The following is a 22,875-nucleotide window of genomic DNA, read 5'->3' on the forward strand; positions in this document are numbered from 1 at the left end:
CCGTCCGGCTGTGTGTTGACGCTATGGTCTGCCTGCAGACCGATGCTGCACCCCCCCTTATCGGGGGGGGCTGGCTGAAAAACGAATGTCGCGCAATGCGGTGTCGATCAAGCCAAGGTGGCGGGCGCGCAGTACGGCTTCGTCGCGTCCCAGCACGCCCAGCTTGCCGTAGACGTTCTTCAAGTGCCATTTGACCGTTTCAGGCGAAATCCCGAGCACACGGGCAATGCGCTTGTTCGGCATCGCACAGGCCAATGCCTGAAGAACATCGAACTCGCGCGCACTGAGTGTCTCGATCTGCGCCGGGGCGTCGCGCGTCGGCACCCGGATATCGGTCTCGACGGCAGCCGCCTTCAAGCGCTGCCAGTAGAACGCGGCGACCGGGCTAAGCAGATCGGCCCGCGCCACACGGTCGCCCAAGGTTTGCAAGGCGGGGCCGTAGTCCATCAAGACGCGCATGCAACCCAGTTCCTGGGTGTCGTGCATCGCCTGGGCCATCAGCGGCAGCGCCTCGTCCGGCTTGTCGCCTTGCGCCAGCAGCAAGGCGGCTTGGCTACGCATTTGTATCCCGATCCGCCCGAACCCCAACGTGCCGGCCAGCCGGCAGGCGTCCTGCGCCTGGCGCAGGGCCTCGTCCAGGCGGCCCGCGGCGACCAGCCACCGTGTGCGGGCCATGGCCAGCAGCATCCCGAAGGGCCGTTTGGAACCGACCGGGTTGGCGCCGTGGCGTTTCGTCATGAACGTTAACTGGGCCAGGTACTCTTCGGCGCCGTTCATGTCGCCTGCCAGGCACAACACCCGGCAACGCTCGGCCAGACTATGCACAAGCGCGCGTTCCAGCCCGCGTTCGGCGGCCTGTTCGTCCAGTCGGTCCAGATGGGATAGCGCCTCGCGATAGCTGCCTTCCCGAGCATAGATGCGCGCCAGGACGACCCCGATGCGCAGCAGGGAGTCGGGCAGCGACACGCGTTCGATCAAGTCGATGCGCAATTCAAGCATCGAACGCGCGGTTTCGATGTCGTTGACCTCGTACAGCACGTCGCCCAGGTATCCGGCCGCAATGCACGCCGGGTCGCTGATCATGCCCAGGCTGCCTTCGGCCTCTTCCAGCGCCGCGCGCAATACTTGTTCGGCGCTGCGCATATTCCCCTGCTGCAAATAGGTGAAACCTGCAATGCACTGCCCGGTCAGGGCGCCAAACGCGGAATCCAGCAACACGGCGCCGTCGTCCAGCACTGGGCGCGCGCCTTGCTGGAGCACGCGCGCCCGCTCGAACTTGCCTTGGTGGGCGTATAGCCAACTAAGGATATTGCGGCGCCCGCCGATGAGAATGGCGTCCGAGCCGCCCGACAGTGCCTCGACTTCCGCCAGCATCGCCGCGGCCCCATCCGTGTCATCCTCCTGCACCGCCAAGGAGCCCTTCAGCAGGGTCAAATGTGCCCGCGAGGCGGTATCGTCGGGGGCCAGCGCGGCCTCAAGTTCGGCGACGCTTGCGCGGCATTCGGCAAACCGCCGGTAGCACAGGTGGGCCCACGCCTCCCAGACCCGCAGGGCCGGGCTGCCCCGGCGCGCGGCTAGCGGCAACAGCGCAACTGCGCTCACCAGGCTGCGCATCTTCCCGCGTAGAAACAAAGCGGGCGCATCGCGTTCCAGCCAGAACGCGGCGCGGTCTTCGCGCCCGGCGCTAAGCGCATGGGACACCGCCTCTTGAAGTTGGCCATGTTCACCGAACCAGTCCGCCAACGCGTGGTGCGTGTCGACCTGCTCCGACGGCGGCAAGTTCCGGAATCGCTCCATCAGCAATTCGCGCAGCAGCGGGTGGAATCGATGCCAGCTTTCCCGCCCATCGCCATCGGAGGACATCAGGAAGAGGTTCTCGCGGTGCAAGCGCGCCAGCAGCGCCTGCCCGTGCGCGGGGCCGAACAACACCGCGCACAGCGACGCGCAAAACTGCTTGGGGGCGGACAGGCGCGTCATGTCGGCCAGCAAGCCCTCGTCCATCATTGCGAACACATGCCGATTGAAAAAAGCAGCGAAATCGGCGGCGTTCTGAAGGCTGGCTTGCGCCGCCGCGGTGGAGGCCGACGCGTCCAACGGGATCGCCGCCAGCTGCAGCCCGGCGATCCAGCCGTCCGTCAGGTCATAAAGCAGCCGCGCCGTGCGCTTTTCAGCCTGGGGATGGCGGTGCTTCAGGTACTGCTCGACCTCCGAGAACGAAAACCGCAGCGCGTCGAAGCCGAATTCGGCCACTTGGTCTTTGTCTCGCAGCCGGGCCAGCGACAAGCCGGGCGCGCTACGCGACAACAAGGCCAGGTGTAGATTCGGCGGCGCGAAATCGACCAGTGTCTGGAAGAACTGGTGGCCGACCGGGTCGGACACGCTTTGGTAGTCGTCCACCAGCAGGTAGAGTTCCTTGGCATGGCGTTGCGCGGCAAGGATCAACGCGATGGCCACGGCGTCGGCCGACACAAGCGCGCCGTCGCGGTTCAGAATGAACGCCGCTTCACGGCCAAGCGCCGGGTCGATGCGGTCCAGGCTGGCGAACAGGCCCTCCAGCAGATGGCCTGGCTCGACGTATTCAGGAGGCAGCGCCGACCAGGCGAAGTCATAGCCCAGGGCAAGCATCGCGCTGCGCCATTGCTCGCCCAGCGCGGTCTTGCCCGACCCGGCCGGCCCCTGGATCACCATCAGGGTTTTCCCTCTGGCCTCGATCAGCTTGTCCAACAGACGGCCGCGAGGCAGCAGATTCTGGCCACTGACAGCGCCTTTGGTTCCAACCGGGAGTGTGTCGTCGGGACGCATTGGTCCTTGCCTCCATTGCCAGGATTCTAGGTCAGCAGGATGCCACGTCCCTCCCCGATACGGGGGGGGAACGGGGATGGGTTTATCACTAGTCTGCGGAAGTCGCACCACTTTCCAGACCAAACGGAGACGCCATGTCCCATCACGTCCTAGTTGCCGGTATCGGCATGACGCCCTTTTGCAAACCGGCCCAGTCGCCCTCCTACCTTGAGCTGGGCCAAGCGGCCATCCAAGACGCCCTGACCGATGCCGGTCTGCCTTATGGCGCCATCGAACAAGCCTACGCCGGCTACGTGTATGGCGACTCGACCGCCGGCCAACGCGTGCTGTACCAGATCGGCATGACCGGCATTCCCGTATTCAACGTGAACAATAACTGCGCCACCGGTTCCACGGCGCTGTACCTGGCGCGCCAAGCCGTCGCGTCCGGCAGCGCCGAATGCGTGCTGGCCTTTGGCTTCGAGCAGATGCGGCCCGGCGCCATCGCCGCCCAGTTCGACGACCGGCCAACTCCCTTCGATAAGTTCGACGAGCTCACCGCGGACCTCGTCGGCATGCCAGAACTTCCGCTGGCCCTGCGCTACTTTGGCGGCGCGGGCCTGGCCCACATGCGCGAATACGGCACGCGAGTCGAGACCTTCGCCAAAATCCGGGCCAAGGCCAGCCGGCATGCGGAACAAAATGGGCGCGCGGTGTTGCGCACGGTGCTGACGCCGGAAGACGTGATGGCCTCCCCCATGGTCTGGGAAGGCGTCATGACGCGCCTGATGGCCTGCCCGCCCACCTGCGGCGCGGCCGCCGCGGTGCTTTGTTCGCCGGCCTTCGCGGCCCGCCACGGCTTGTCGAACGCCCGGGTCCGCATCGCCGGACAAGGCATGGCCACCGATACCCCTCAAACCTTCGAGGCGCGGGACATGCGGCGGCTGGTGGGCATCGAGATGACCGAGCAGGCCGCGGCGCTTGCCTACCAGCGTTCGGGCTATGGCCCAGAAGACGTTGACGTCTTGGAGCTGCACGATTGCTTTGCCCACAACGAATTGATCAGCTACGAAGCCTTAAGCCTGTGCCGCCCCGGCATGGCCGAAAGGCTGGTGGAAAACGGCGACAACACCTATGGCGGCAAGTATGTGGTCAACCCGTCCGGGGGACTGCTTGCCAAGGGTCATCCCTTGGGCGCCACCGGCCTTGCGCAGTGCTTCGAACTGGTCAGCCAGCTGCGCGGCGTCTGCGGGCCCCGCCAAGTGGAAAACGTCCGGGTCGCGCTACAGCACAACCTGGGTTTGGGCGGCGCTTGCGTCGTGACGCTGTACGCGCGTCATTGAGCCGTGCCGCGTGTTCCCCGCCTATCCCTGCTTTCTCAAGGTCCCGACATGAAGATCCATGTGGGGCGGTGCGGCTGGCGGCGCAGTAAGGCTTACCTATTCCACGGGACGTTGATTCGCCCTTCATCGTCCCATTTCCAGAACACTGCTGGCGAAATTCGAGAACTACCGCGCCCGCGGTTCTTCGCCTATTGTTAATCCCAGCAACTATCCGGGTGGCGGGCACGAATGTCAGCCATCGCAGGGTACTTGCCCCCCTATCGATTCTTCCAGGGAGTCCCCTCCATGAGCACCCCAGCAAATTTCAACGGCGCCCGCCCCGTCATCGACCCGGATCAGGCCGCCATGCTGCTGATCGACCACCAAAGCGGGTTGTTCCAGACGATCGGCGACATGCCCTTCACGACGGTGCGCTCGCATGCCGGCGCCTTGGCGAAGATGGCCACGCTGACCAAAATGCCCGTCATCACCACGGCTTCCGTGCCGCAAGGCCCTAACGGCCCCCTCATTCCGGAAATCCACCAGAACGCACCCCATGCCAAGTATGTTGCGCGTCGTGGGGAAATCAATGCGTGGGACAACCCGGAATTCGTGGCGGCCGTGAAGGCCACTGGCCGTAAGCAGCTGATCATCGCCGGCACCATCACCAGCGTGTGCATGGCGTTCCCGAGCATTGCCGCGGTCAACGAAGGCTTCCAGGTGTTCGCCGTGATCGACGCGTCGGGCACGTATTCCAAGATGGCGCAGGAAATCACCATGGCCCGGGTCGTTCAAGCCGGCGTCGTGCCGATGGATACCGCCGCCGTGGCTTCCGAACTGCAGCGCACCTGGCACCGTGAGGACGCGGCGCAATGGGCTGAACTGTACGGCGCGATCTTCCCGTCCTATCAACTGCTGGCCGAAAGCTATGCCAAGGCCCAGGACGTCGAGAAGAACCAGGAACTGCTGGACTCCCAGCGGACCTGAACCAAGGGCCGTTTTACAAGGGCCGCGCCGCACGGCCGGCCCGGGACGACCTCTTTTGTTCCTCAATCGTCGCGCAGCATCTGCGCGCGGCATTCTTCCAGCGCCAAGCCGGCGTCGCGCAACATGAAATTCACGAGCGTTGTCGATACGCCGAGCATGGCGGCAATGTCCCGCTGCGTGTGGCCCGACAAGTGATAGAGTTCGAACGCGGTGCGCGTCCGTTCCGGTAACAGGTCCAGCGTGGCGACGATCCGGCGCAGGTTCTGCCGCGCGATGGCGATACGCTCCGGCGTGTGCGTGCCGTTCGAGACTTCCGCCCCATCCTCTTCCGAAAAGATATGCGATTCAAGCTGCGCCCGGCGATGGTGATCGATCGATAGATTGCGGACAGTCTGATACAGGTAGGCCACCGGCTGGCGCACATTGAACGTGCTGGTCGCTTCCACGATTTTCAGATAGACCTCTTGGACCACATCCTCCGCCTGCTCGCGTGATCCCAGAATTTTCAAGGCCGCCTGGCGCAGCTTCGTTCGGTACGCCAGGAAGGTGCTATGGATATCCGGATTCAAGAGTTCGACATTCATGAAGCGTACCTCTTTCTGAAACGAATATAAATAGAATTGGTTATCATTCCGATTCCGGCGTTTAGAGTAACGATGGCGCTTTACGCGATGCAGATTCGGGGCAAAAAGTTACATCTTTCACCGCCCGGCAGAACGCCGGACGGGGTCGCGCAGCGTGCGGCGCTCAGGCCGGCAGCGCGTCGGCAAACGCTTCGCCCGCCGACTGGGACTGAGAGGTGGGGGATGGCCGCAAGCGGCCGTTTTCCATATGCAGCAGACGGTCCGCAAGATGGAAATAGCGATCGTCGTGGGAGATCACCAACACGGTCTTGCCCATGGCTCGCAACTCGGGCAGGACCTCCCGATAGAACACGTCTTTGAAGATCGGGTCCTGGTCGGCGGCCCATTCGTCGAAGATCAGGAACGGCCGGTCTTCCAGATACGCCACCACCAGCGCCAGGCGCTTGCGCTGCCCTTGCGACAGCGCGCGCGTGGTGAAGGCGCCGTCGCGCACCTGCACCTTGTGCTGCAGATGCAGGCGTTCGATCAGCCGATTGCCTTCGTTGTCCAGGTCCGCGCGGCCGGTTTCCAGCAGGCGGTCGAACAAATGGAAGTCGGAAAATATGGCGGTGAAATATTGGCGGTAGTTATCGCGGTCGGCATCCTGGATGGGGCGGCCATTGAGCGTGACGGCGCCGCCTTCGGGCGCATACAGCCCCACCAGCAATTTGGCCAACGTCGTCTTGCCGCTGCCATTGCCCCCCACCAGGAAGACGATTTCGCTTGCGCGAAAGCGCAGGTCGATCGGGCCCAGCGTGAAGAAATCATCACTTTGCTCGTGGTAATAGCGATGCGTGACGCCGAGCAAGGCCAGTTCACGCAGCGGCTCGGGGGCGTTCTGGGCGGGCGCCGCGGGCGAGGCGGGCAATTGATCGACGATGGACTGTATTTGCCGGGCCGACACTTGCGCCAGATTCGCGCGCGGAATGTTCATCAGCAGCACCTCCAGCGGCGCGACCATGTAGACGAATATCAGCGCAAAGCCCGTCATCACCCGCGTGGAACCCTCCGCGTCGCCCACCAGCGCAAACAGCACCAGTCCGATGAAGGCGTAGATCAGGAAATTGCCCCAGGACGAAGCCGTGACGAAGATCGACATGCCTAGCGCGCGCTCGCGCCGCACCGTCTCGATCGCCTGCCCCAGCACCTGATCGGCAAACGCGTCGCGCTTGCTCCGGTTAAGGCGTAGTTCCTTCGCGCCGTCGGTCAGCGCGCGGAAATGACCGAAGAGCCGGTCTTGCTCGCCGGCGGCCAGGTTCAGGTGCTTGATGGCCCGCAGGTGGGCGAAGTGGTAGCCCAGCGAACCCAGGCCGATCGCGCCCAGGGCGAACACGAATACCTGCCAGGACAGCATGGCCATGTACACCAGGCAGCCCGTCACCACGACGGCATTGGTCAGGATGGCGGGCAGGCTGACAAAAAACTGCGCCACATTGGCGCTGTGCTCGGATAGCGCCGACTGGATGCGCGCAGCCCCGGTTTGCTCCAGGCCGCGGAAGTCCGCTTCCAGCACCCGGTTGGACACATAGCCGCGCAGCGCCGCGTGGGCGCGTTGGCTGAGTCTTTCGAACAGCACGGCCGACACCATGTTCGCCAGTAGCGACAGGACGGCGACACCCGCGAAGATGCGCCAGTGCCCTGCCCGTTGGGCGGCGTCGGCGGTCAGCGCCAGATTGATCTGCGCGATGAGCAACACGCCGCAAGCGCCGGACACGACGCTGGTAAGCGTCGCGGCCGTAAACAGCGCGCGCGACTGGGCAATCAGATACGAAAGCACAGGCACCTCGATGACAAGTATCGGTATGAGCAATAGACGAAGCAGCGCGCGGAAAATTTAGTCCGCACTGTTGCGAGCATCCCGCGCGGCGCCGCACCGCGACTGAAATTCCAGCAGCCTCATTCGTCTATGGGTTATGTCGACGGTCTTCTATGCGGACGCCGCCTCGCCGCCGCGCGGGTGGCTTCGGGGGGCGCCATGATCCCCTTCCTGGCCCCCTACTTCCCCGGGGAATGGCGTAGCCATGGGCAATCGCTCCGGTTGGGCGCCGCGGGCGGCCCGCCAGCCCGTGCGCTGCTGGATGACACGGCCCGCCTGCGTCAGACGCTGGAGCGCTACCGGGCAACGCAATGGCCGGGCGCCGATGCGCGCGCCGCCGCCTCGGCCTGGACGCTGCAGTATCTGTGGGCGTTGTTGGCGCCTGCCGTTGCCGCCGCCACCGGCGCCCGCCGCGAGGTGCCGTGCGCTGCGGCCGCGATGCGGTTGATGCTGGATGGCGCCAACACGCCCGTGGCGTTCATCGTGGCGGAACTGGGCCCGGCACAACCGGACGCCGATACCAGGGAGCGCTACGGCGCATTGGTGTGGGAACACTTGCTACCGCTGGCCGACGGCATCCATGCGGCCAGCCGCCTGCCGCGCAAAGTCGTGTGGGCCGGCGCGGTGCGGTATCTGGACGCCTTATTCGACGCCTTGCGTGCCATGGGCTGCGATGTCGCCGAGGACCGACGCCTGCTGTTGGAGACCGCGTCCTGGTCCGGGGACGGCCGCGCCAACCCTTTGTGCCTGCCGGCGCGCATACCGCCTGCCCACGCACCGGGGCCGGTGTATCGGGAGTGTTGCCTGTACTACCTGCTGCCGGGCCAGACCCAATGCGCGGCCTGCCCTTTGCCCCGGCAGCTTGCGCCGGGCGACGCCGCTGGCGTGAAAGATATTTCGTTGCCGGCCTAAACATGCGCCGCCGTGATTCGTCAGTTAGGGGAAGACCCAAGGCGGCGCGTTCGCCCCGAGGTCCGTTCACGACTGCCTCGGCGCGCCCTGCGCCGGAACCTGCTGAGACAAGAGCTTGCCCCACATGGATGCTCCGATAGACGGGCCGCTGGCCCATGCCGTGCGAATCGCCGGGCGCGACTGGCGCATTGAGAACCACGCTGGCGCCTTGGCGGTGACCGGCCCCGACGGCCGGATCCACAGCCGATGGGACTTGCGCGCTGGCGCGGACATGCCGGCCTTGCGCTGGCGCGACGGCCAGGCGATCGCGGATGATGGCTGGGCCGTGCTGGCCGCAGCGTTCGCTTTCCATCCGCGCAACGACCGACTGGCGCTGGAGGCGCCCGCCGCCTGGAGCGAATCGTTGGCCGCCCGTGGCGCCGCGGTGGCCGAGGACGGCCGCGTGGCCGTCCTGCGCACCGGGCTGCTGCAACAACCCGAGCCGTGGCTGGCCCAGCCCCACCCGCCCTATGCGCAACGCTGGACGATGAGCCACGGCAGGCGGCATCCGGCGCGGCCCAAGCGGCCACAGGGCGAAGTCTATGCGCGCCACATCCCCTGGCTGGGCAAGACGTTAAGCCTGACCGCGTTCGATCTGAAAGCGGATTTGCCCGCCCTGCACCGCTGGATGAATGATCCCGTGGTGGCGCATTTCTGGCAGGAGGAAGGCAGCCTGGACAAGCAGCGGGCGTATATCGAAGGCTTGCTGGCAGACCCCCGCGTCGACCCGCTGATCCTGCGCCTGGACGGCCGCGCATTCGGCTATGTCGAAACCTACTGGGCCAAGGAAGACCGCATCGCGCCGTACTACGACGCCCGCGACTATGACCGCGGCTGGCATGTGCTGATTGGCGAGGCGGATTGCCGCGGCCGTCCGTTCGTGACCGCCTGGCAGCCCAGCGTGGCGCATTACCTGTTTCTGGACGACCCGCGCACCACGCGATTGGTGATAGAGCCGCGCGCCGACAACCACAAGATGCGGCGCAACCTGCTGAAAGGCGGCTACGCGATCCTTAAGGAATTCGATTTTCCGCACAAGCGGGCGGCGCTGGGCATGCTTTTGCGCGAGCGCTTTTTCGACGATGCGGCCTGGCTGCGCGCGCCCGAAGCGCCCGCCTCGTCCGCTTCCTGATTCTCACTTCGGACTCATCATGCACACTTATGACCTGATCGGTATTGGATTCGGCCCGTCGAACGTCGCCCTGGCGATCGCGCTGGAAGAACAGGGGCAAAGCGGCGGACGCGACATCGATGCCTTGTTCATCGAACGCCAGCCGAGCTTCGCCTGGCACCCGCACATGCTGCTGGACCACGCGCATATGCAGATCTCCTTTTTGAAAGATCTGGCGACGCCGCGCAACCCGTCAAGCCGCTACACGTTCCTGAATTACCTGCACGAAAAAAACCGGCTGCAGGACTTCATCAATCTGAAGACGTTCTTCCCCAGCCGGCACGAGTTCAACGACTATCTGTCATGGGCGGCGGGCCACTTCACGGACCAATGCGCCTACGGCGAGGACGTGCTGGAGGTGGTGCCCGAGATCCACCAGGACCGCGTGCAGGCGTTGCGGGTCCGCGCCCGCGCGGCAGACGGCAGCGTGACGGAACGCAGGACCCTGTCGCTGGTGATCAGCGTGGGCGGCACCGCCAACGTGCCCGACGCCTTCCTGCCCTTCCGCGACGACGCCCGCGTCTTCCACAGCAGCCGCTATCTGGACGCCATCCGCGAACATGGCGGGGCGCGCAACATCGCGGTGATCGGCGCGGGCCAGAGCGCGGCCGAGATCTTCCTTGACTTGCATAGCCGGGGCCGGGCGTCGGTGGACCTGATCACGCGGGCGCGTTCGATCAAGCCGTCCGACGATAGCCCATTCGTCAACGAGATCTTCAACCCCGAATACACCGACTATGTCTATGGCCATGACGCGCGCGAACGCGCCGCGTTGATCCAGGAGTTCATGAACACCAATTACGCCGCGCCGGACCTGGACCTGATCCAGGCCATCTACGAAGTGCTCTACCGCCAGAAGGTGTCGGGCGACCACAAGCATCGGTTCCTGCGCCGGCACGATGTGAAACGCGTGCTGGCGACCGATCAGGGCATTTGCCTGACGCTGGAGGACCTGGACCGCGGCGTGACCGACACCGCCTGCTACCAGGCCATCGTGCTGGCCACGGGCTATCAGCGCGTCACCCATCAACGCCTGCTGGCACCGATGGCGGCGTACCTGGGAGACTTCGATGTCGACCGCCACTACCGCATCCGCACCGGCCCCGATTTCCTGCCGGCGATCTACCTGCAAGGGTGCTGCGAGCCCACGCATGGCCTGTCCGACACCTTGTTGTCGATCACATCGGTGCGCACGGCGGAAATCAGCCGCGCGCTGGATGCCGCCCTTGCCCGTCAGGGCCACGACGCGGCGCGCAGCGCGCCCGCCCTGGCCACGCACTGACTTTTCCGACTTCCGCGGAGCCCAGACATGTCCAGCCTACCGGTTACTTCCCTGCCCTCGCTTGAATCCGCCAACGAACTGGCCCGGCGCCACCAGGCCCTGAGCCAGCCCTATAGCCTGACGCCTAACGCGCTGCTGCAGCGCCAGAGCGAACAGGAGTCCAATGCGCGCAGCTACCCCCGCCGCATTCCGCTGGCGCTGCGGCGCGCGGCGGGCGTGTATGTCGAAGATGTGGAAGGCCGCGTGTTCCTGGATTGCCTGGCCGGCGCCGGCACCCTGGCGCTGGGGCACAACCACCCGGCGGTGCGGGCGGCGATCCAGCAGGTGCTGGACGACGGCCTGCCGCTGCATACGCTGGACCTGACCACGCCGGTCAAGGACCGCTATGTGCAGGACCTGTTCGACTCGCTGCCCGCTGATTTCGTGCGCGGCGCCAAGATCCAGTTTTGCGGCCCGACCGGCGCGGACGCGATCGAAGCGGCTTTGAAGCTTGCCCGCATCAGCACCGGCCGCAGCACCGTGTTGGCGTTTCATGGCGCCTATCACGGCATGACCCAGGGCGCGCTCAACCTGATGGGCAACCTGGGGCCCAAGGCCGCGCTGCACGGCACCCTGTCCAACGTGCAGTTCATGCCCTACCCCTATGACTACCGCTGCCCGTTCGGTCTGGGCGGAGACGCCGGCGCCCAGGCGGGGCTGCAGTATCTGCGCACCGTCCTGCACGACCCGGAAAGCGGCGTGCCCGCGCCCGCCGGCATCGTGGCCGAATTGATCCAGGGCGAAGGCGGCGTGGTCTGCGCGCCAGACGCCTGGACGCGCGGCCTGCGCCACCTGGCGACCGCATCCGGCACGCCGCTGATCATCGATGAAGTCCAGACCGGGCTGGGCCGCACGGGCAAGCTGTACGCGTTCGAGCATGCCGGCATCCTGCCCGACGTGCTGGTGCTGTCCAAGGCGATCGGCGGCGGCCTGCCGATGTCGGTCGTGATCTATCGAGGCGACCTGGACCAATGGCGGCCGGGTTCACATGCCGGGACGTTCCGCGGCAACCAATTGGCCATGGCAGCGGGGTCGGCCACGCTCGGCGTAATCCGCGCGGACGGCCTGACCGACCGGGCCGCCGAGCTGGGCGTGCATCTGCGCCGCCGGCTGACGGCGTTGCAGACGGTGTTCCCGTGCATCGGCGACATCCGCGGACGCGGCCTGATGGCGGGCGTGGAACTGATCGATCCCGACGGCGGGACCGATACGCTGGGATTTCCGCCCGCCGCGCCGGCGTTGGCCAGCGCGGTGCAGGCGGCGTGCCTGCGCCATGGCTTGATCCTGGAGTTGGGCGGACGCCACGGCAGCGTGCTGCGCCTGCTGCCGCCGCTGATCATCACCGCCGCCGAACTCGACCTGGTCTGCGACATCCTGGCCGCCGCGTTGGCCCAGGCCACCCAAGCCGTCCTACCCCACTGATACCCCATGCCGCTGCACCCCGACATCGAAGCCTTTCTTGACCTGGTCCAGGCGGGCCGCGACCAGGGCCGTCCGCCCATGCACGCAATGAGCGCCAGCCAGGCGCGGCAGGACTACGACCAGAGCGCGCGGATGCTGGACAGCAGCCCCGTCGACCTGGACGATATCCGGGACCTGGAAATCCCCGTGCGCGACGGCGCGCGCATCGACGCCCGGCTCTACCGGCACGCGGGCGGGGTCCGTCCGGTGCTGTTGTACTTTCATGGCGGCGGCTACTGCGTGGGCGGCCTGGAATCCCATGACGCCCTTTGCCGCGATCTGGCGCTGCGCAGCGGCTGCGCGGTGCTGGCGGTGGCCTATCGGCTGGCGCCCGAACACCGCTTTCCCACCGCCTTCGAGGACGCTGTGGACAGCCATGCCTGGCTGCGCGGGCAGGCGTCGGCGCTGGGTGTGAACGCCTTGCGCATGGCGGTGGGCGGCGACAGCGCGGGCGGCACGCTGGCCACGGCCTTGTGCCTGGCGATTCGCGACGCCGGTCAGCCCCAGCCGCTGTTGCAAGTGCTGCTGTACCCCTGCACCAGCGCCCGCCAGGACTCCGGGTCGCACCGGCGCTATGCCGAAGGGCACTTGCTGGAAGGCGACACGCTGCAATGGATGTTCGCCAACTACCTGCGCGATGACGCCGACCGCCACGACTGGCGCTTCGCGCCGCTGGAGGCGCCCGACCTGCGCGGGCTGGCTCCCGCGCTGGTGGCGCTGCCGGAATTCGACCCCTTGCACGACGAAGGCCAAGCCTACGCACGCCGCCTGCGAGAGGCGGGCGTTCCCGTGGACCTGCGGGTGTATCCGGGCATGATCCATGACTTTGCCCGCCTGGCGGACGTTGCGCCGGACACCGGGCAGGTGCGCATGGATGTGGCGCGCGCGCTGCATTCGGTCCTGATCGGGACCTGAGGGTAAACGATTGCTTGCATGGCTCGGAGTAAAAAATAATAATGGGAATCATTCTTGAATATGACCCCTACTCTCGCTCCGCTGGCCGGGGCGGCGTTTTCCTTGCCCCAATGTCAGCGCCCTCCCCGAACCGTGCCGCAAAACGGACCGCCACCGCCTCGGCGGTGCGCGAGTTCGTCGACGACCTGCTCAGCCACTACCGCGATTTATACCGCCACCTGAGCTACCAGCTGCGCAACCCGGACGACGCCGCCGACATTGCCCAGACCAGCTTCGAACGCGCCTACGCCAGCGGCCTGGACGAGGCCCGCAAGAACGGCCCCGGCATCGAATCATCGCGCGGCCTGCTGTTTCGCATCGCGCACAATCTTTGCATCGACGAAGCGCGCCGCCGCAAGGTCGCCCAGACCTGGCTGACCGAGCACGCGCCGCTTGAAGCGGAACAGACGGCGCCGTCGTCGGAGCAGATCGTGTCGCAACGGCAGATGGCTGAACGCGTGGCCGAGGTGCTGGCGTCCCTGCCGGCGCGGCGCATGCAGGTATTCCTGCTTTACCGCGCCTATGGCCACAGCCGTGCCGAAATCGCGCAACAGCTGGGCATCACGGAAGCCGCCGTGGCCAAGCACCTGGTGCGCGGCACGCTGGATTGCTCGCGCGCCCTGCGCAATCTGCACCTGGACACCGGCCCCGCCGGCGCCAGCGACCGCCCGCAAACCGAGTACGATCTGGTCACGGACGACGGCAACTGACAATCATGCAGCAAGTACCCGACGAGGGACTCATCGACCAGGCGCTCAGCCTGATCGCCACTTCGGAAATCGCAACAGAGCGCGCCGCGCGCCAGGCCGCCTCGCGGCTGGCGGCGTGGCGCACGCGCACGCCCCGGCACGAAACCGCCTACCTCGAGGCGGTGCGGCGCTGGAAGCTGCTGGGCGTGGTCGCGCCGGAAATGCGCGAGCACTTTCACCAGGAAATTCCCCCTGCCGCGGCCCGCGGGATATCGCGCCGTGCGCTGCTGGGCTGGGGCGCGGCGGGCGCCTGTACGGCGTTGCTTGGCACGGGCTGGTATTGGCGCCAGCCCCTGTACCAGGCGTCTTATGAAACCGGCTTGGGGCAGCTCTCCCAGGCGCAAGTACCTGACCGCGCCCAGGGCGGCGGCTTGGGCACGCGGATCGACCTTAGCGCCCAGACGCGCCTGGCCGTCAGCCTCTACCGGCACGAACGCGTGGTGGAACTTAGCCACGGCGAAGCGTTGTTTACCGTGACGCCCGACGCGGCACGCCCGTTCCGGGTGCGTACCCGGGGCGGCGAGGTCGAGGTCGTGGGCACCGTATTCACCGTCAGCCACCGCGGCGACACCCTATCGCTGGCCGTCGAAGAGGGCCACGTCCGCTTCCACCCCGCATCGCCCGCCGACCATTGGTATACCGTCAAGCGCGGCAGCCCTCCGCTGGATCTGCGCGCCCACACGGCCGTCAGCTGGCGCAATGGCAATGTCGAGCCCATCCGGCGCATCGACCCGGAAAGCGTAGCCGCTTGGCGCAACGGCTGGCTCTGGTTCGACAACCAGCGGCTGGATGAGGCCCTGCCCACGATCAACGCCTTCCGCACGCGGCCCCTGACCACCGCCAGCCCGGCCGTTAACGGCCTGCGTCTGACCGGGCGTTTCCGTAGCGCGGATGCCGACACCGCGCAGGCCCTGCTTGAGGCGATCCTGCCGCTTCGGTCGGAAACCCGCGCCAACGGCGATGTGGTGTTGCGGTTGCGCTGAAATTATTTTCGCCAGGGGTGTATCCGTTTCGGCGCCTCATCCGTCTTCTGTATCGATAGGCCGCCCACGGGGGCGACGATTTTCTCGATAGACGGAGTTGAAATGCACCAATCCGGTATTCGCCGGTCTGCGCTGGCCCTGGCCCTGGCGGGCGCACTCGGCCTGCCTTTGGCGGCCACGCCCACCGGCGCCCAGGCCCAGGCCCAGTCCGAACGGCTCTACAGCATCAACCTGGCCGCGCAGCCCCTGAACACGGCGCTGACCGCGCTCTCGCGGCAGACCAACACGCCCATCATGGCGGGCGGCGCGCGCGTGACCGCGCACAATGCGCCCGCCGTCTCGGGCCGCATGACGGTCCAGGACGCGCTGTCGCGGCTGCTGGCGGGGTCCGGGCTGTCCAGCGCCGCCACCCCCGGCGGCGGCTTCGCGGTGACGGCGCCGGACCAGGGCCCTGCGGTGACCACGCTGGCCCCCGTCCTGGTGACAGGCCGCTCGCAATTGTCCGAGCCCTACGCGGGCGGCCAGGTCGCCCGTGGCGGCCGGGTGGGCCTGTTGGGCGAACGCGACCTGATGGACACGCCGTTCAATATTGCCAGCTACACGTCCGAACTGATCCAGAACCAGCAGGCCAACACCATCGCCGACGTGCTGGCCAACGACGCATCGGTGCGCACCGTGAATGACGGCCAGGGTTCCGTGGCCGGCACGGGCGACGAATTCCAAATCCGCGGTTTCCCCGTGCGCAACCAGGACGTGTCCTTCAACGGGCTGTACGGCATGCTGCCGTTGCGCACGATCGCGATGGACGGCGTGGAGCGGGTCGAAGTGCTGAAGGGCCCTACCGCCCTCTTGAACGGCATGAGCCCCCGGGGCAGCGTCGGCGGCGGTATCAACGTCGTACCCAAGCGCGCCGGCGACGAACCGCTGACCCGCCTGACTGCCACCTACCAGTCCGATTCCCGCTTTGGCGGCGTGCTCGACATGGGCCGGCGCGTCGGTGAGAACAATGAATTCGGCATCCGCTTCAACGGCTCGTACCGCGACGGCGACACGGCCGTGGAGAACCAGTCCAACCAGATGGGAACGGCCGTCGTCGGGCTGGACTATCGCGGCGACAAGTTGCGCGTTTCGCTGGACGCCGGCCACCAGACCAACAATATCGACGCGCCTGGCGATTCCGGCGTGCTGATCTTCGGCGACAACCTGCCGGTGCCGCGCGCGCCGGACGCATCCAAGGGCTATTCCCCCGATTGGGGCTATTCCAAGTCGCGCGACAACTATGGCGTGCTACGCGCGGAATACGACATCACGCCGCAATTGACCGTCTTCGGCGGCGTGGGCTACCGGCGCAGCAACAACCGCTATCTGTACGCGGACCCCATCGTGGTGGGCTCCGAAGGCGAACTGCTGATGCGTCCGTACTACTGGCCCAGCTGGGAGCAGAACGTCTCCAGCGTGTGGGGCGCGCGCGGCAACTTCAATACGGGGTCGGTCAAGCATGAAGTCAGCCTGAGCTATTCAACCTTCGAGCAGCGCGCGGGCTACTACGATTACTACATCTTTGGCCTGTCGCCGTCGAACCTGTACGACCCGGCCGAAATCCCCAAGCCGAACATCGACGGGTTGTCGAGCTCGCCGCCCCGCACCTCGCTGCTGAAGTTGCCGACGATCGCGATAGCCGACACGCTGTCGTTCGCCGATGATCGGGTGCAGCTGACCGCGGGCGTCCGCTATCAGACGGTGAAGTCGACCAACTACAGCTATGCCACCGGGCAGGAAACCTCCAAGTACGACGAGTCGGCCGTGACGCCGGCCTTCGGCCTGGTGGTCAAGCCGTGGCGCGATGTGTCGTTCTACGCGAACTACATCCAAGGTTTGACGACCGGCCCCATCGCCCCAGCGGGCACGTCCAACGCCGGCGAGATCTTCGCGCCCATCAAGACCAAGCAGGTCGAAGCCGGCGTGAAGGTCGACTTCGGGTCCGTGACTACCACGCTCGGCCTGTTCCAGATCAAGCAGCCCTCCGGGCTGGCGACGGTCAGCGACGGCGTGACGCGTTATGACATGGGCGGCGAACAGCGCAACCGTGGCGTGGAGCTGAACGCCTTCGGCGAGCTGGCGCGCGGCGTGCGCCTGCTGGGCGGCATTACCTATATCCAGCCCACGATGACCCGCACCGCCAACCCCGGCACCGAAGGCAACAGCGCCGTCGGCGTGCCGCGCTGGATGGCCAACATCGGCATGGAATGGGACCCGTCGTTCGCGCCCGGCCTTACCCTGACCGCCCGCGCGTTGTCCACCAGCTGGCAATACCAGAATCTGGAGAATACGCGCCGCATTCCGGGCTGGACGCGTTGGGACGTCGGGATGCGCTACGCCACCCGCGCCTTCGACCACCCGGTCACGCTGCGCGCGACGGTCAACAACGTGTTTGGCAAGGATTATTGGTCGTCGGCGTCCGAAGGCTATCTGCGCCTGGGTTCGCCCCGGTCCGTGATGCTGTCGGCGTCGATCGACTTCTAGGGCGCTGCGGCGCCGACGCGGCCTTCTGCTCAAAGCCGGCACTTCGAAAGAAGCTGCGTTTACCCTCCCCGGCGTGCCTGAACGCCGGGGAGTTTTTTTTCGCCTTGTGGCCCGGCGGGCTTTACAGCGTGGCGGCCGTGGAGCGCGTTGCGGCCGGCCTGGTCGAAGACGGCGGCGCGGCATTCCCATTCAGCAGCGCCAGCAGTTCGCGGCGGAACCCCGCGGCCAGACGTTCGATGGTGTCCGCCTGGTACATGCGGCGGCTGAATCGCCAGCTGAACGAGAGTTCGCCGCCATAGACCCGGCCCACCACTTCCAGCCAGTTGGCCAACGGCGCGGCCGCGTCCTTCTCGGCGCCACCGTGTTCGTCGGCCGGCGCGTACAACGCGTCGGCGTCGAACGCCTGATCGAACTGGCCCATGTAGTTGAAGGTAACGCGCGCGGCGCCCTGGCGCATGCGGGCCTGCTGCTCGGGCATGCCCAGGTACTTCAGCATGCCGAACCCCACGCCCTTGCCGGGCACGGCGCGCAAAGCCTGCCGCGTGGCGGCCACGGCCTGGCGCAACGGCAGCCCCGCCCCGGACAGGCGCACGGGATACACGGTGGTGTACCAGCCCACGCTGCGGCTCAGATCGATATCATCCGCGTCGCCTTCACGGCCGTGGCCTTCCATGTCCACCAGCACATCGCCGCCCGCCCAGTCCGACAGGCATCGGCCCAGCGCCGTCAGCAGCAAGTCGTCGATCGACGCGTCATAGACGCCCTGTGCGGCGCGCAGCAAGGCACGGGTATCTTCCGCGTCCAGGGCGATGTCGATGCCCTGCACGTCCGCGGCGCGGGGCGTGTCGACGTCGGGATGGTCGCGGGGGATGCCGCTGGCGCCGGCGACCTGCGCGGCCCAATAATCCGCCTGATCGCTGATCCGGCCCGCCGCCACGCTCCGGTGCAGCTGTTGCGCCCAATCGGCAAACGGCGCGCTTGCCGGCGGCAGCGCCACGGACTGGCCTAGATCCAATTGCCGGTAGGCAGTTTGCAGGTCTTCCAGCAGCACGCGCCAGGAATATCCGTCGACCACCAGATGGTGCACAACCGCCAACAGCCGTTGCTGGCCATCGGGCAGGCGGAACAGCGCCAATCGCCATATCGGGCCATGGTCAAAGCGCAGGCTGCGCTGCACGTGCGTGGCCTGGTCGCGCAAGGCGTCCGCGTTGGCGACGTCCGTGATGCCGATCGAAGCCACGGGCGCGCCCAGGGGGTCGGCCGCCTGCGACCACTGCCCGTCGGCCGCGCGCAGGAATCGTGTGCGCAAGGCAGGATGCTGCGCCTGCACGGCCTGGGCGGCCGCCTGCAGCAAGGCCGGATCCAATTGAATGCGGGGCGTCAGCAGAACGGACTGGTTGTAATGGTGCGGCGAAGGGATATCGCTTTCGAAGAACCAGGCCTGGATGGGGGTGCACGGCGCGGACCCGGCTATCGAAGCGGCGGCCGGCCCGGCGGCCAGGGTCAAGGGCATCGCCGATGCGGCCGTTGTCGCGGGCGCGGCAAGCGCCGCCTCGTCCAGGTGCGCCAGCAGCGCGTCGATCGTCTGGTGGCGCATCAGGTCGCGCAGCTTGAAGCTGAGTCCCAGATTGGCCTGCCGAACCTTCGATACCAGCTGCAGGCTAAGGATGGAGTCGCCGCCCAGTTCAAAGAAGTTATCGGTCACGCCGACCTTTTCCACGCGCAACACCTGCCCCCAGATCTCGGCCAGACGCGCTTCGCGCGCATTGCGTGGCGCCACATGCGCCAACGCGGCGGGCGCAGGCGCTTGAGGCGCCGGCAGACGCGCGCGGTCCAGTTTTCCGCTAGGCAGCAGCGGCAACCCGGACAGCAGTTCCACCTGCCCCGGCACCATGTGTTCCGGCAGATGCGCCGCGGCATAGTCGCGCACGTGGCGCGCCAGGTCTTGCGTGCCCACGCCAGGCAACGGCACCACATAGGCTAGCAACTGCGCGCCCGTCGGCCCCTGATGCAAGGTGATCACGGCCTCCAGCACGCCGGGGCATTCGCGCACCCGGGCTTCGATTTCGCCCAGTTCGATGCGGAACCCCCGCAGCTTGACCTGATGGTCGGCGCGGCCCACGTACTCGATGTTGCCGTCGGGCATCCAACGCACCAGATCGCCGCTGCGGTACAGCCGCGCGCCCGGCGTCCCGAACGGATCCGCCACGAATCGTTCGGATGTCAGTCCGGAACGCCCCAGATACCCGCGCGCCAAGCCGTAGCCGCCGATGTAGAGTTCGCCCACATGCCCCACCGGCACCACCTGCATATCCGCATCCAGCACATACAGCGTGCGGTCGCCCACGACCCGCCCGATGGGCGCATAGGCGCAGGCGAAGCTCTCGTCGCCGCGAGATTTCCAGATCATGGGCGTCACCACCGTCTCGGTCGGGCCATACCCATTGATCAGCCATTGCGGCCGCAGCGCCTGGCGCACTTTGTCATAGGTGGCGCGCGGCATCGCCTCGCCGCCATAGACGTAGAGTTTGACGGGCGGCACCTCGGCCCCCGCGCCCTCGGCCAACTGGCCCAGGTAGGCGGGCGGAAACGCGGCGTGCGTTACCTGGTGGCGGGCCAGCACGCCCAGCGTCTGTTCCGCCGTCCACAGTTCATCGTCGCGCAGCACCAGGCTAGCCCCGGTGATCAGCGACGTCAGCCAGCGTTCGTGCGCGCCGTCGAAGGACAAGGACATGAAGATCAGCTCGCGCCAATTTTCATCCATGCCATAGATCTGGCCGGTCGCCGCGCAATGCATGCTGAGCGGCCCGTGCGTGACGCAGACCCCCTTGGGACGGCCCGTGGAACCCGACGTGTAGATCAGATAGGCCAGATTGTGGTCCGACAGCGGCACTGCCGGATCGTAGTCGGGCCATGTGGCGTCGGGTTCCGCGTCCAACGCCAGCACGGTCAGCCCGACAGGCAGCGCGGCAGCCACACTGTCACGCGCCAGCAGGCGCGTCTGGGACAGCAGCAGCGCCATGCCGCTGTCGTCCATCATGAAGCCCAGCCGCTCGGACGGATAGGCGGGGTCCATCGGCACGTAGCAGCCGCCGGCTTTCAAGACGGCAAGCAAGGCCACGAAGACCTCGGGCGTGCGTTCCATCAGCACCCCTACGCGGGTTTCCGGACCCACGCCCTTGGCGATCAGCCGGTGCGCCAGCCGGTTGGCCGCGGCATCCAATGCGCCGTAGTCCAGGCAGCGGGCGCCCATGATGACGGCGGGCGCATCGGGCCGCCGACGCGCATGGGTCGCGATGCGGGCGTGCACGGTCGGATGCGGCTGGCGCGGCCACTCGCCCCGCCGGTGGCCGCCCCAGGCCCAGACTTCGGCGCGCTGCGTGGGCGTGACCCAGGGTAGATCGCCGACCGCGCGCGAGGCATCGTCCGCCATGGCCGACAATGCCTGTTCCATGTGCTGGCGCAACGACTCCACGAAACCGCCGTCGAACGCGTCGCGGCCGTAGCAGTATTCAATCTGCAGCGTCTCGCCGCACATCACCTGCAAGTCCATTGCATAGCCCGTCAAGCCTTGGCGGTCAGCGTCGCCGAAGTCCAGCCCATAGCGCTCATCGCCGCGCAGCACCGCATCGACCGGATGGTTTTCGAAAACGATGATGCTGTCGAACAGCGAACGTCCCGCCGACCCGGCCCAACGCTGGATATCGGCGAGCGGCGTGTGTTCGTGTTCACGCAGGTCAAGGTTCAGCGCTTGCAGGCTGCGCAGATACTCGCCCACGGGCTGCTCGGGGCGGTGCGCGACCGGCACTGGGATTGTATTGATGAAGAGCCCCATGATGCGTTCCACGCCGGGCAGGCTGTGCGGGCGGCCCGCGACCGTCGCGCCGAACGCCACGGCGTCCTTGCGGGTGTAGCGTTGCAGCAGCAAAGCCCAGGCGCCCTGCACCAGCGTATTGAGCGTGACCCGTTGACGTTGCGCGAAGGCCGCGAGCCGGGCCGTTGCCGCGGCATCCAGGCGGGTATAGCACTTTGCGTAACCGGTCTGCCCCGTGGGCCGGCCTGCCGCCGCTAGCAAGGTGGGGCCGTCCAGCCCGCCCAGCAGGCTGCGCCACCAAGCCTCGCCGCGCCCGGCGTCCTGGCGCGCCAGCCACCGAACATAGGCGCCATAGCCTGGCCCCGCGGCGGGAAGCGCCTGCCCCGCGTAGGCGCGCAGCCACTCGCCCATCAGGCGGGACTCGCTCCATCCGTCCATCAAGGCGTGGTGCTGGGTCCAGACAAGTTGATAGCGGTCTTCATCCAGCCGCAACAGGCACACGCGGGCCAGCGGCGCGCGCGCATAGTCGAAGTCGCGCGTCAGTTCGGCGTGGGCATAGGCGTCGATGCGCGCCTGGCTCGTGTCCTGGCCCCGCCAGTCGACCACGGGCACGACGGCGTCGACTTCCCGATAGACCAGTTGCAGCGGCCGCGCCAGGCCGCCCTGCCACAGAATACCGGTGCGCAGGACCGGGTGACGCGCTACCAGGACCCGCCATGCCTGCGCAAAGCGCGCCACATCGATATAGCCCACCGGCACGGACAACTGGTTGACATACAGGCCCGTGCCGGGTGACTCCAGGGAATGGAAGATCATGCCTTCTTGCACGGGCGATACCGGATACACGTCTTCCAACGCCGTCGCGTCCACGCCGCAACGCGCCAGTCCATCGTCGTCCAGATAGTCGAACAGCTTGCCCTGCGGGACCTCATCCGCCACCGGAGCATCTGCGCGCGTCAGCGTCGCTACCAGGGCCAGTCTTGCAACGGTCTGATGCTCGAACACGTCGCGGGGGTTGATGCCCCACCCTGCCTGGCGCAGCCGCGCCACGATCTGCAGGCTAAGAATGGAGTCGCCACCGAGTTCAAAGAAGTTGGCGTCGCGGCCAACGGTGGCGCAGCCCAGCACGTCGGCCCAGATGGCGGCGATGGCGGTTTCCGTCGGGCCTTCTGGCGGCGTGGCGTCGGCTTGATCGTCGAACACCGGGGCCGGTAAGGCCTTGCGGTCGATCTTGCCGTTGGCGCTAAGCGGCAAGGCGTCCAGCGCGATGATGCGCGACGGCACCATGTAATCCGGCAACTCGCGGACCAGCGCGGCGCGTAGCTTGTCGGTGTCGGCCACCGGCGCGACATAGGCCACCAGGCGTTGCCCGCCACCCGGGCCTTCAACGGCAGCCACCACCGCTTCGCGCACGCCTTG

14 protein-coding genes are annotated in these 22,875 nt (G+C 66.8%); 10 read left to right on the top strand and 4 right to left on the bottom strand.

Annotated elements, in window-relative coordinates; genetic code table 11:
- Window positions 1–57: 57 nt before the first annotated feature.
- Window positions 58–2,802 carry a LuxR C-terminal-related transcriptional regulator gene (locus ACI0FO_RS24220; protein ID WP_416030885.1) on the bottom strand — a complete coding sequence of 915 codons (2,745 nt, stop codon included), beginning with the start codon at window positions 2,800–2,802 and terminating at the stop codon, window positions 58–60.
- A gap of 134 nt (window positions 2,803–2,936) precedes the next feature.
- On the opposite strand from ACI0FO_RS24220, the gene ACI0FO_RS24225 reads away from it, so the two are divergent.
- Window positions 2,937–4,124: a lipid-transfer protein gene (locus tag ACI0FO_RS24225; RefSeq protein ID WP_416030886.1), complete on the top strand. Its 1,188-nt coding sequence runs from the start codon at window positions 2,937–2,939 to the stop codon at window positions 4,122–4,124.
- A 285-nt stretch (window positions 4,125–4,409) separates the two neighbouring features.
- Window positions 4,410–5,090, top strand: coding sequence for a hydrolase (locus ACI0FO_RS24230; RefSeq protein WP_416030888.1), 681 nt, complete (start codon window positions 4,410–4,412; stop codon window positions 5,088–5,090).
- 62 nt (window positions 5,091–5,152) lie between these two features.
- On the opposite strand, the gene ACI0FO_RS24235 is transcribed toward ACI0FO_RS24230, so the two are convergent.
- Both ACI0FO_RS24235 and ACI0FO_RS24240 read right to left on the bottom strand, forming a co-directional pair.
- On the bottom strand, window positions 5,153–5,674 hold the full coding sequence (locus ACI0FO_RS24235) for a sigma-70 family RNA polymerase sigma factor (RefSeq protein ID WP_416030890.1): 522 nt from the start codon (window positions 5,672–5,674) through the stop codon (window positions 5,153–5,155).
- Between the two features lie 163 nt (window positions 5,675–5,837).
- A complete protein-coding gene (locus ACI0FO_RS24240; protein ID WP_416030892.1) occupies window positions 5,838–7,490 on the bottom strand; it encodes a cyclic peptide export ABC transporter in 1,653 nt (550 codons plus the stop codon).
- Between the two features lie 198 nt (window positions 7,491–7,688).
- Between ACI0FO_RS24240 and fhuF the strand changes: the two genes are divergently transcribed.
- From fhuF to ACI0FO_RS24280, 8 genes are all read left to right on the top strand, one after another.
- The gene (fhuF, locus tag ACI0FO_RS24245) at window positions 7,689–8,441 is read left to right on the top strand and encodes a siderophore-iron reductase FhuF (protein ID WP_416030894.1); all 753 of its coding nucleotides are present in this window, start codon (window positions 7,689–7,691) and stop codon (window positions 8,439–8,441) included.
- Between the two features lie 124 nt (window positions 8,442–8,565).
- On the top strand, window positions 8,566–9,612 hold the full coding sequence (locus ACI0FO_RS24250) for a GNAT family N-acetyltransferase (protein WP_416030896.1): 1,047 nt from the start codon (window positions 8,566–8,568) through the stop codon (window positions 9,610–9,612).
- Window positions 9,613–9,631: 19 nt separating this feature from the next.
- The gene (locus tag ACI0FO_RS24255; RefSeq protein ID WP_416030898.1) at window positions 9,632–10,933 is read left to right on the top strand and encodes a lysine N(6)-hydroxylase/L-ornithine N(5)-oxygenase family protein; all 1,302 of its coding nucleotides are present in this window, start codon (window positions 9,632–9,634) and stop codon (window positions 10,931–10,933) included.
- Between the two features lie 27 nt (window positions 10,934–10,960).
- A complete protein-coding gene (locus ACI0FO_RS24260; protein WP_416030900.1) occupies window positions 10,961–12,394 on the top strand; it encodes a diaminobutyrate--2-oxoglutarate transaminase in 1,434 nt (477 codons plus the stop codon).
- A 6-nt stretch (window positions 12,395–12,400) separates the two neighbouring features.
- Window positions 12,401–13,348 (top strand): alpha/beta hydrolase, encoded by a 948-nt coding sequence (locus ACI0FO_RS24265; RefSeq protein ID WP_416030902.1) that lies wholly within the window; start codon window positions 12,401–12,403, stop codon window positions 13,346–13,348.
- 110 nt (window positions 13,349–13,458) lie between these two features.
- Window positions 13,459–14,097, top strand: a complete 639-nt coding sequence (locus ACI0FO_RS24270) for an RNA polymerase sigma factor (RefSeq protein ID WP_416030904.1) — start codon at window positions 13,459–13,461, stop codon at window positions 14,095–14,097.
- A 5-nt stretch (window positions 14,098–14,102) separates the two neighbouring features.
- Window positions 14,103–15,119, top strand: coding sequence for a FecR family protein (locus tag ACI0FO_RS24275; protein WP_416030906.1), 1,017 nt, complete (start codon window positions 14,103–14,105; stop codon window positions 15,117–15,119).
- A gap of 102 nt (window positions 15,120–15,221) precedes the next feature.
- Window positions 15,222–17,642, top strand: a complete 2,421-nt coding sequence (locus ACI0FO_RS24280; RefSeq protein ID WP_416030908.1) for a TonB-dependent siderophore receptor — start codon at window positions 15,222–15,224, stop codon at window positions 17,640–17,642.
- Between the two features lie 121 nt (window positions 17,643–17,763).
- Here ACI0FO_RS24280 and ACI0FO_RS24285 read toward each other — a convergent pair whose 3' ends face one another.
- On the bottom strand, window positions 17,764–22,869 hold the full coding sequence (locus tag ACI0FO_RS24285) for an amino acid adenylation domain-containing protein (protein ID WP_416030936.1): 5,106 nt from the start codon (window positions 22,867–22,869) through the stop codon (window positions 17,764–17,766).
- Window positions 22,870–22,875 lie beyond the last annotated feature (6 nt).

This window comes from Achromobacter marplatensis (assembly GCF_049060505.1).
Lineage (GTDB): Bacteria > Pseudomonadota > Gammaproteobacteria > Burkholderiales > Burkholderiaceae_B > Achromobacter > Achromobacter marplatensis_A.

What these genes read in the sequence shown, in the direction of transcription:
- ACI0FO_RS24220 (WP_416030885.1), bottom strand. Translation starts at nt 2,802, where the DNA reads ATGCGTCCCGACGACACACTCCCGGTTGGAACCAAAGGCGCTGTCAGT.
- ACI0FO_RS24225 (WP_416030886.1), top strand. Translation starts at nt 2,937, where the DNA reads ATGTCCCATCACGTCCTAGTTGCCGGTATCGGCATGACGCCCTTTTGC.
- ACI0FO_RS24230 (WP_416030888.1), top strand. Translation starts at nt 4,410, where the DNA reads ATGAGCACCCCAGCAAATTTCAACGGCGCCCGCCCCGTCATCGACCCG.
- ACI0FO_RS24235 (WP_416030890.1), bottom strand. Translation starts at nt 5,674, where the DNA reads ATGAATGTCGAACTCTTGAATCCGGATATCCATAGCACCTTCCTGGCG.
- fhuF (WP_416030894.1), top strand. Translation starts at nt 7,689, where the DNA reads ATGATCCCCTTCCTGGCCCCCTACTTCCCCGGGGAATGGCGTAGCCAT.
- ACI0FO_RS24250 (WP_416030896.1), top strand. Translation starts at nt 8,566, where the DNA reads ATGGATGCTCCGATAGACGGGCCGCTGGCCCATGCCGTGCGAATCGCC.
- ACI0FO_RS24255 (WP_416030898.1), top strand. Translation starts at nt 9,632, where the DNA reads ATGCACACTTATGACCTGATCGGTATTGGATTCGGCCCGTCGAACGTC.
- ACI0FO_RS24260 (WP_416030900.1), top strand. Translation starts at nt 10,961, where the DNA reads ATGTCCAGCCTACCGGTTACTTCCCTGCCCTCGCTTGAATCCGCCAAC.
- ACI0FO_RS24265 (WP_416030902.1), top strand. Translation starts at nt 12,401, where the DNA reads ATGCCGCTGCACCCCGACATCGAAGCCTTTCTTGACCTGGTCCAGGCG.
- ACI0FO_RS24270 (WP_416030904.1), top strand. Translation starts at nt 13,459, where the DNA reads ATGTCAGCGCCCTCCCCGAACCGTGCCGCAAAACGGACCGCCACCGCC.
- ACI0FO_RS24275 (WP_416030906.1), top strand. Translation starts at nt 14,103, where the DNA reads ATGCAGCAAGTACCCGACGAGGGACTCATCGACCAGGCGCTCAGCCTG.
- ACI0FO_RS24280 (WP_416030908.1), top strand. Translation starts at nt 15,222, where the DNA reads ATGCACCAATCCGGTATTCGCCGGTCTGCGCTGGCCCTGGCCCTGGCG.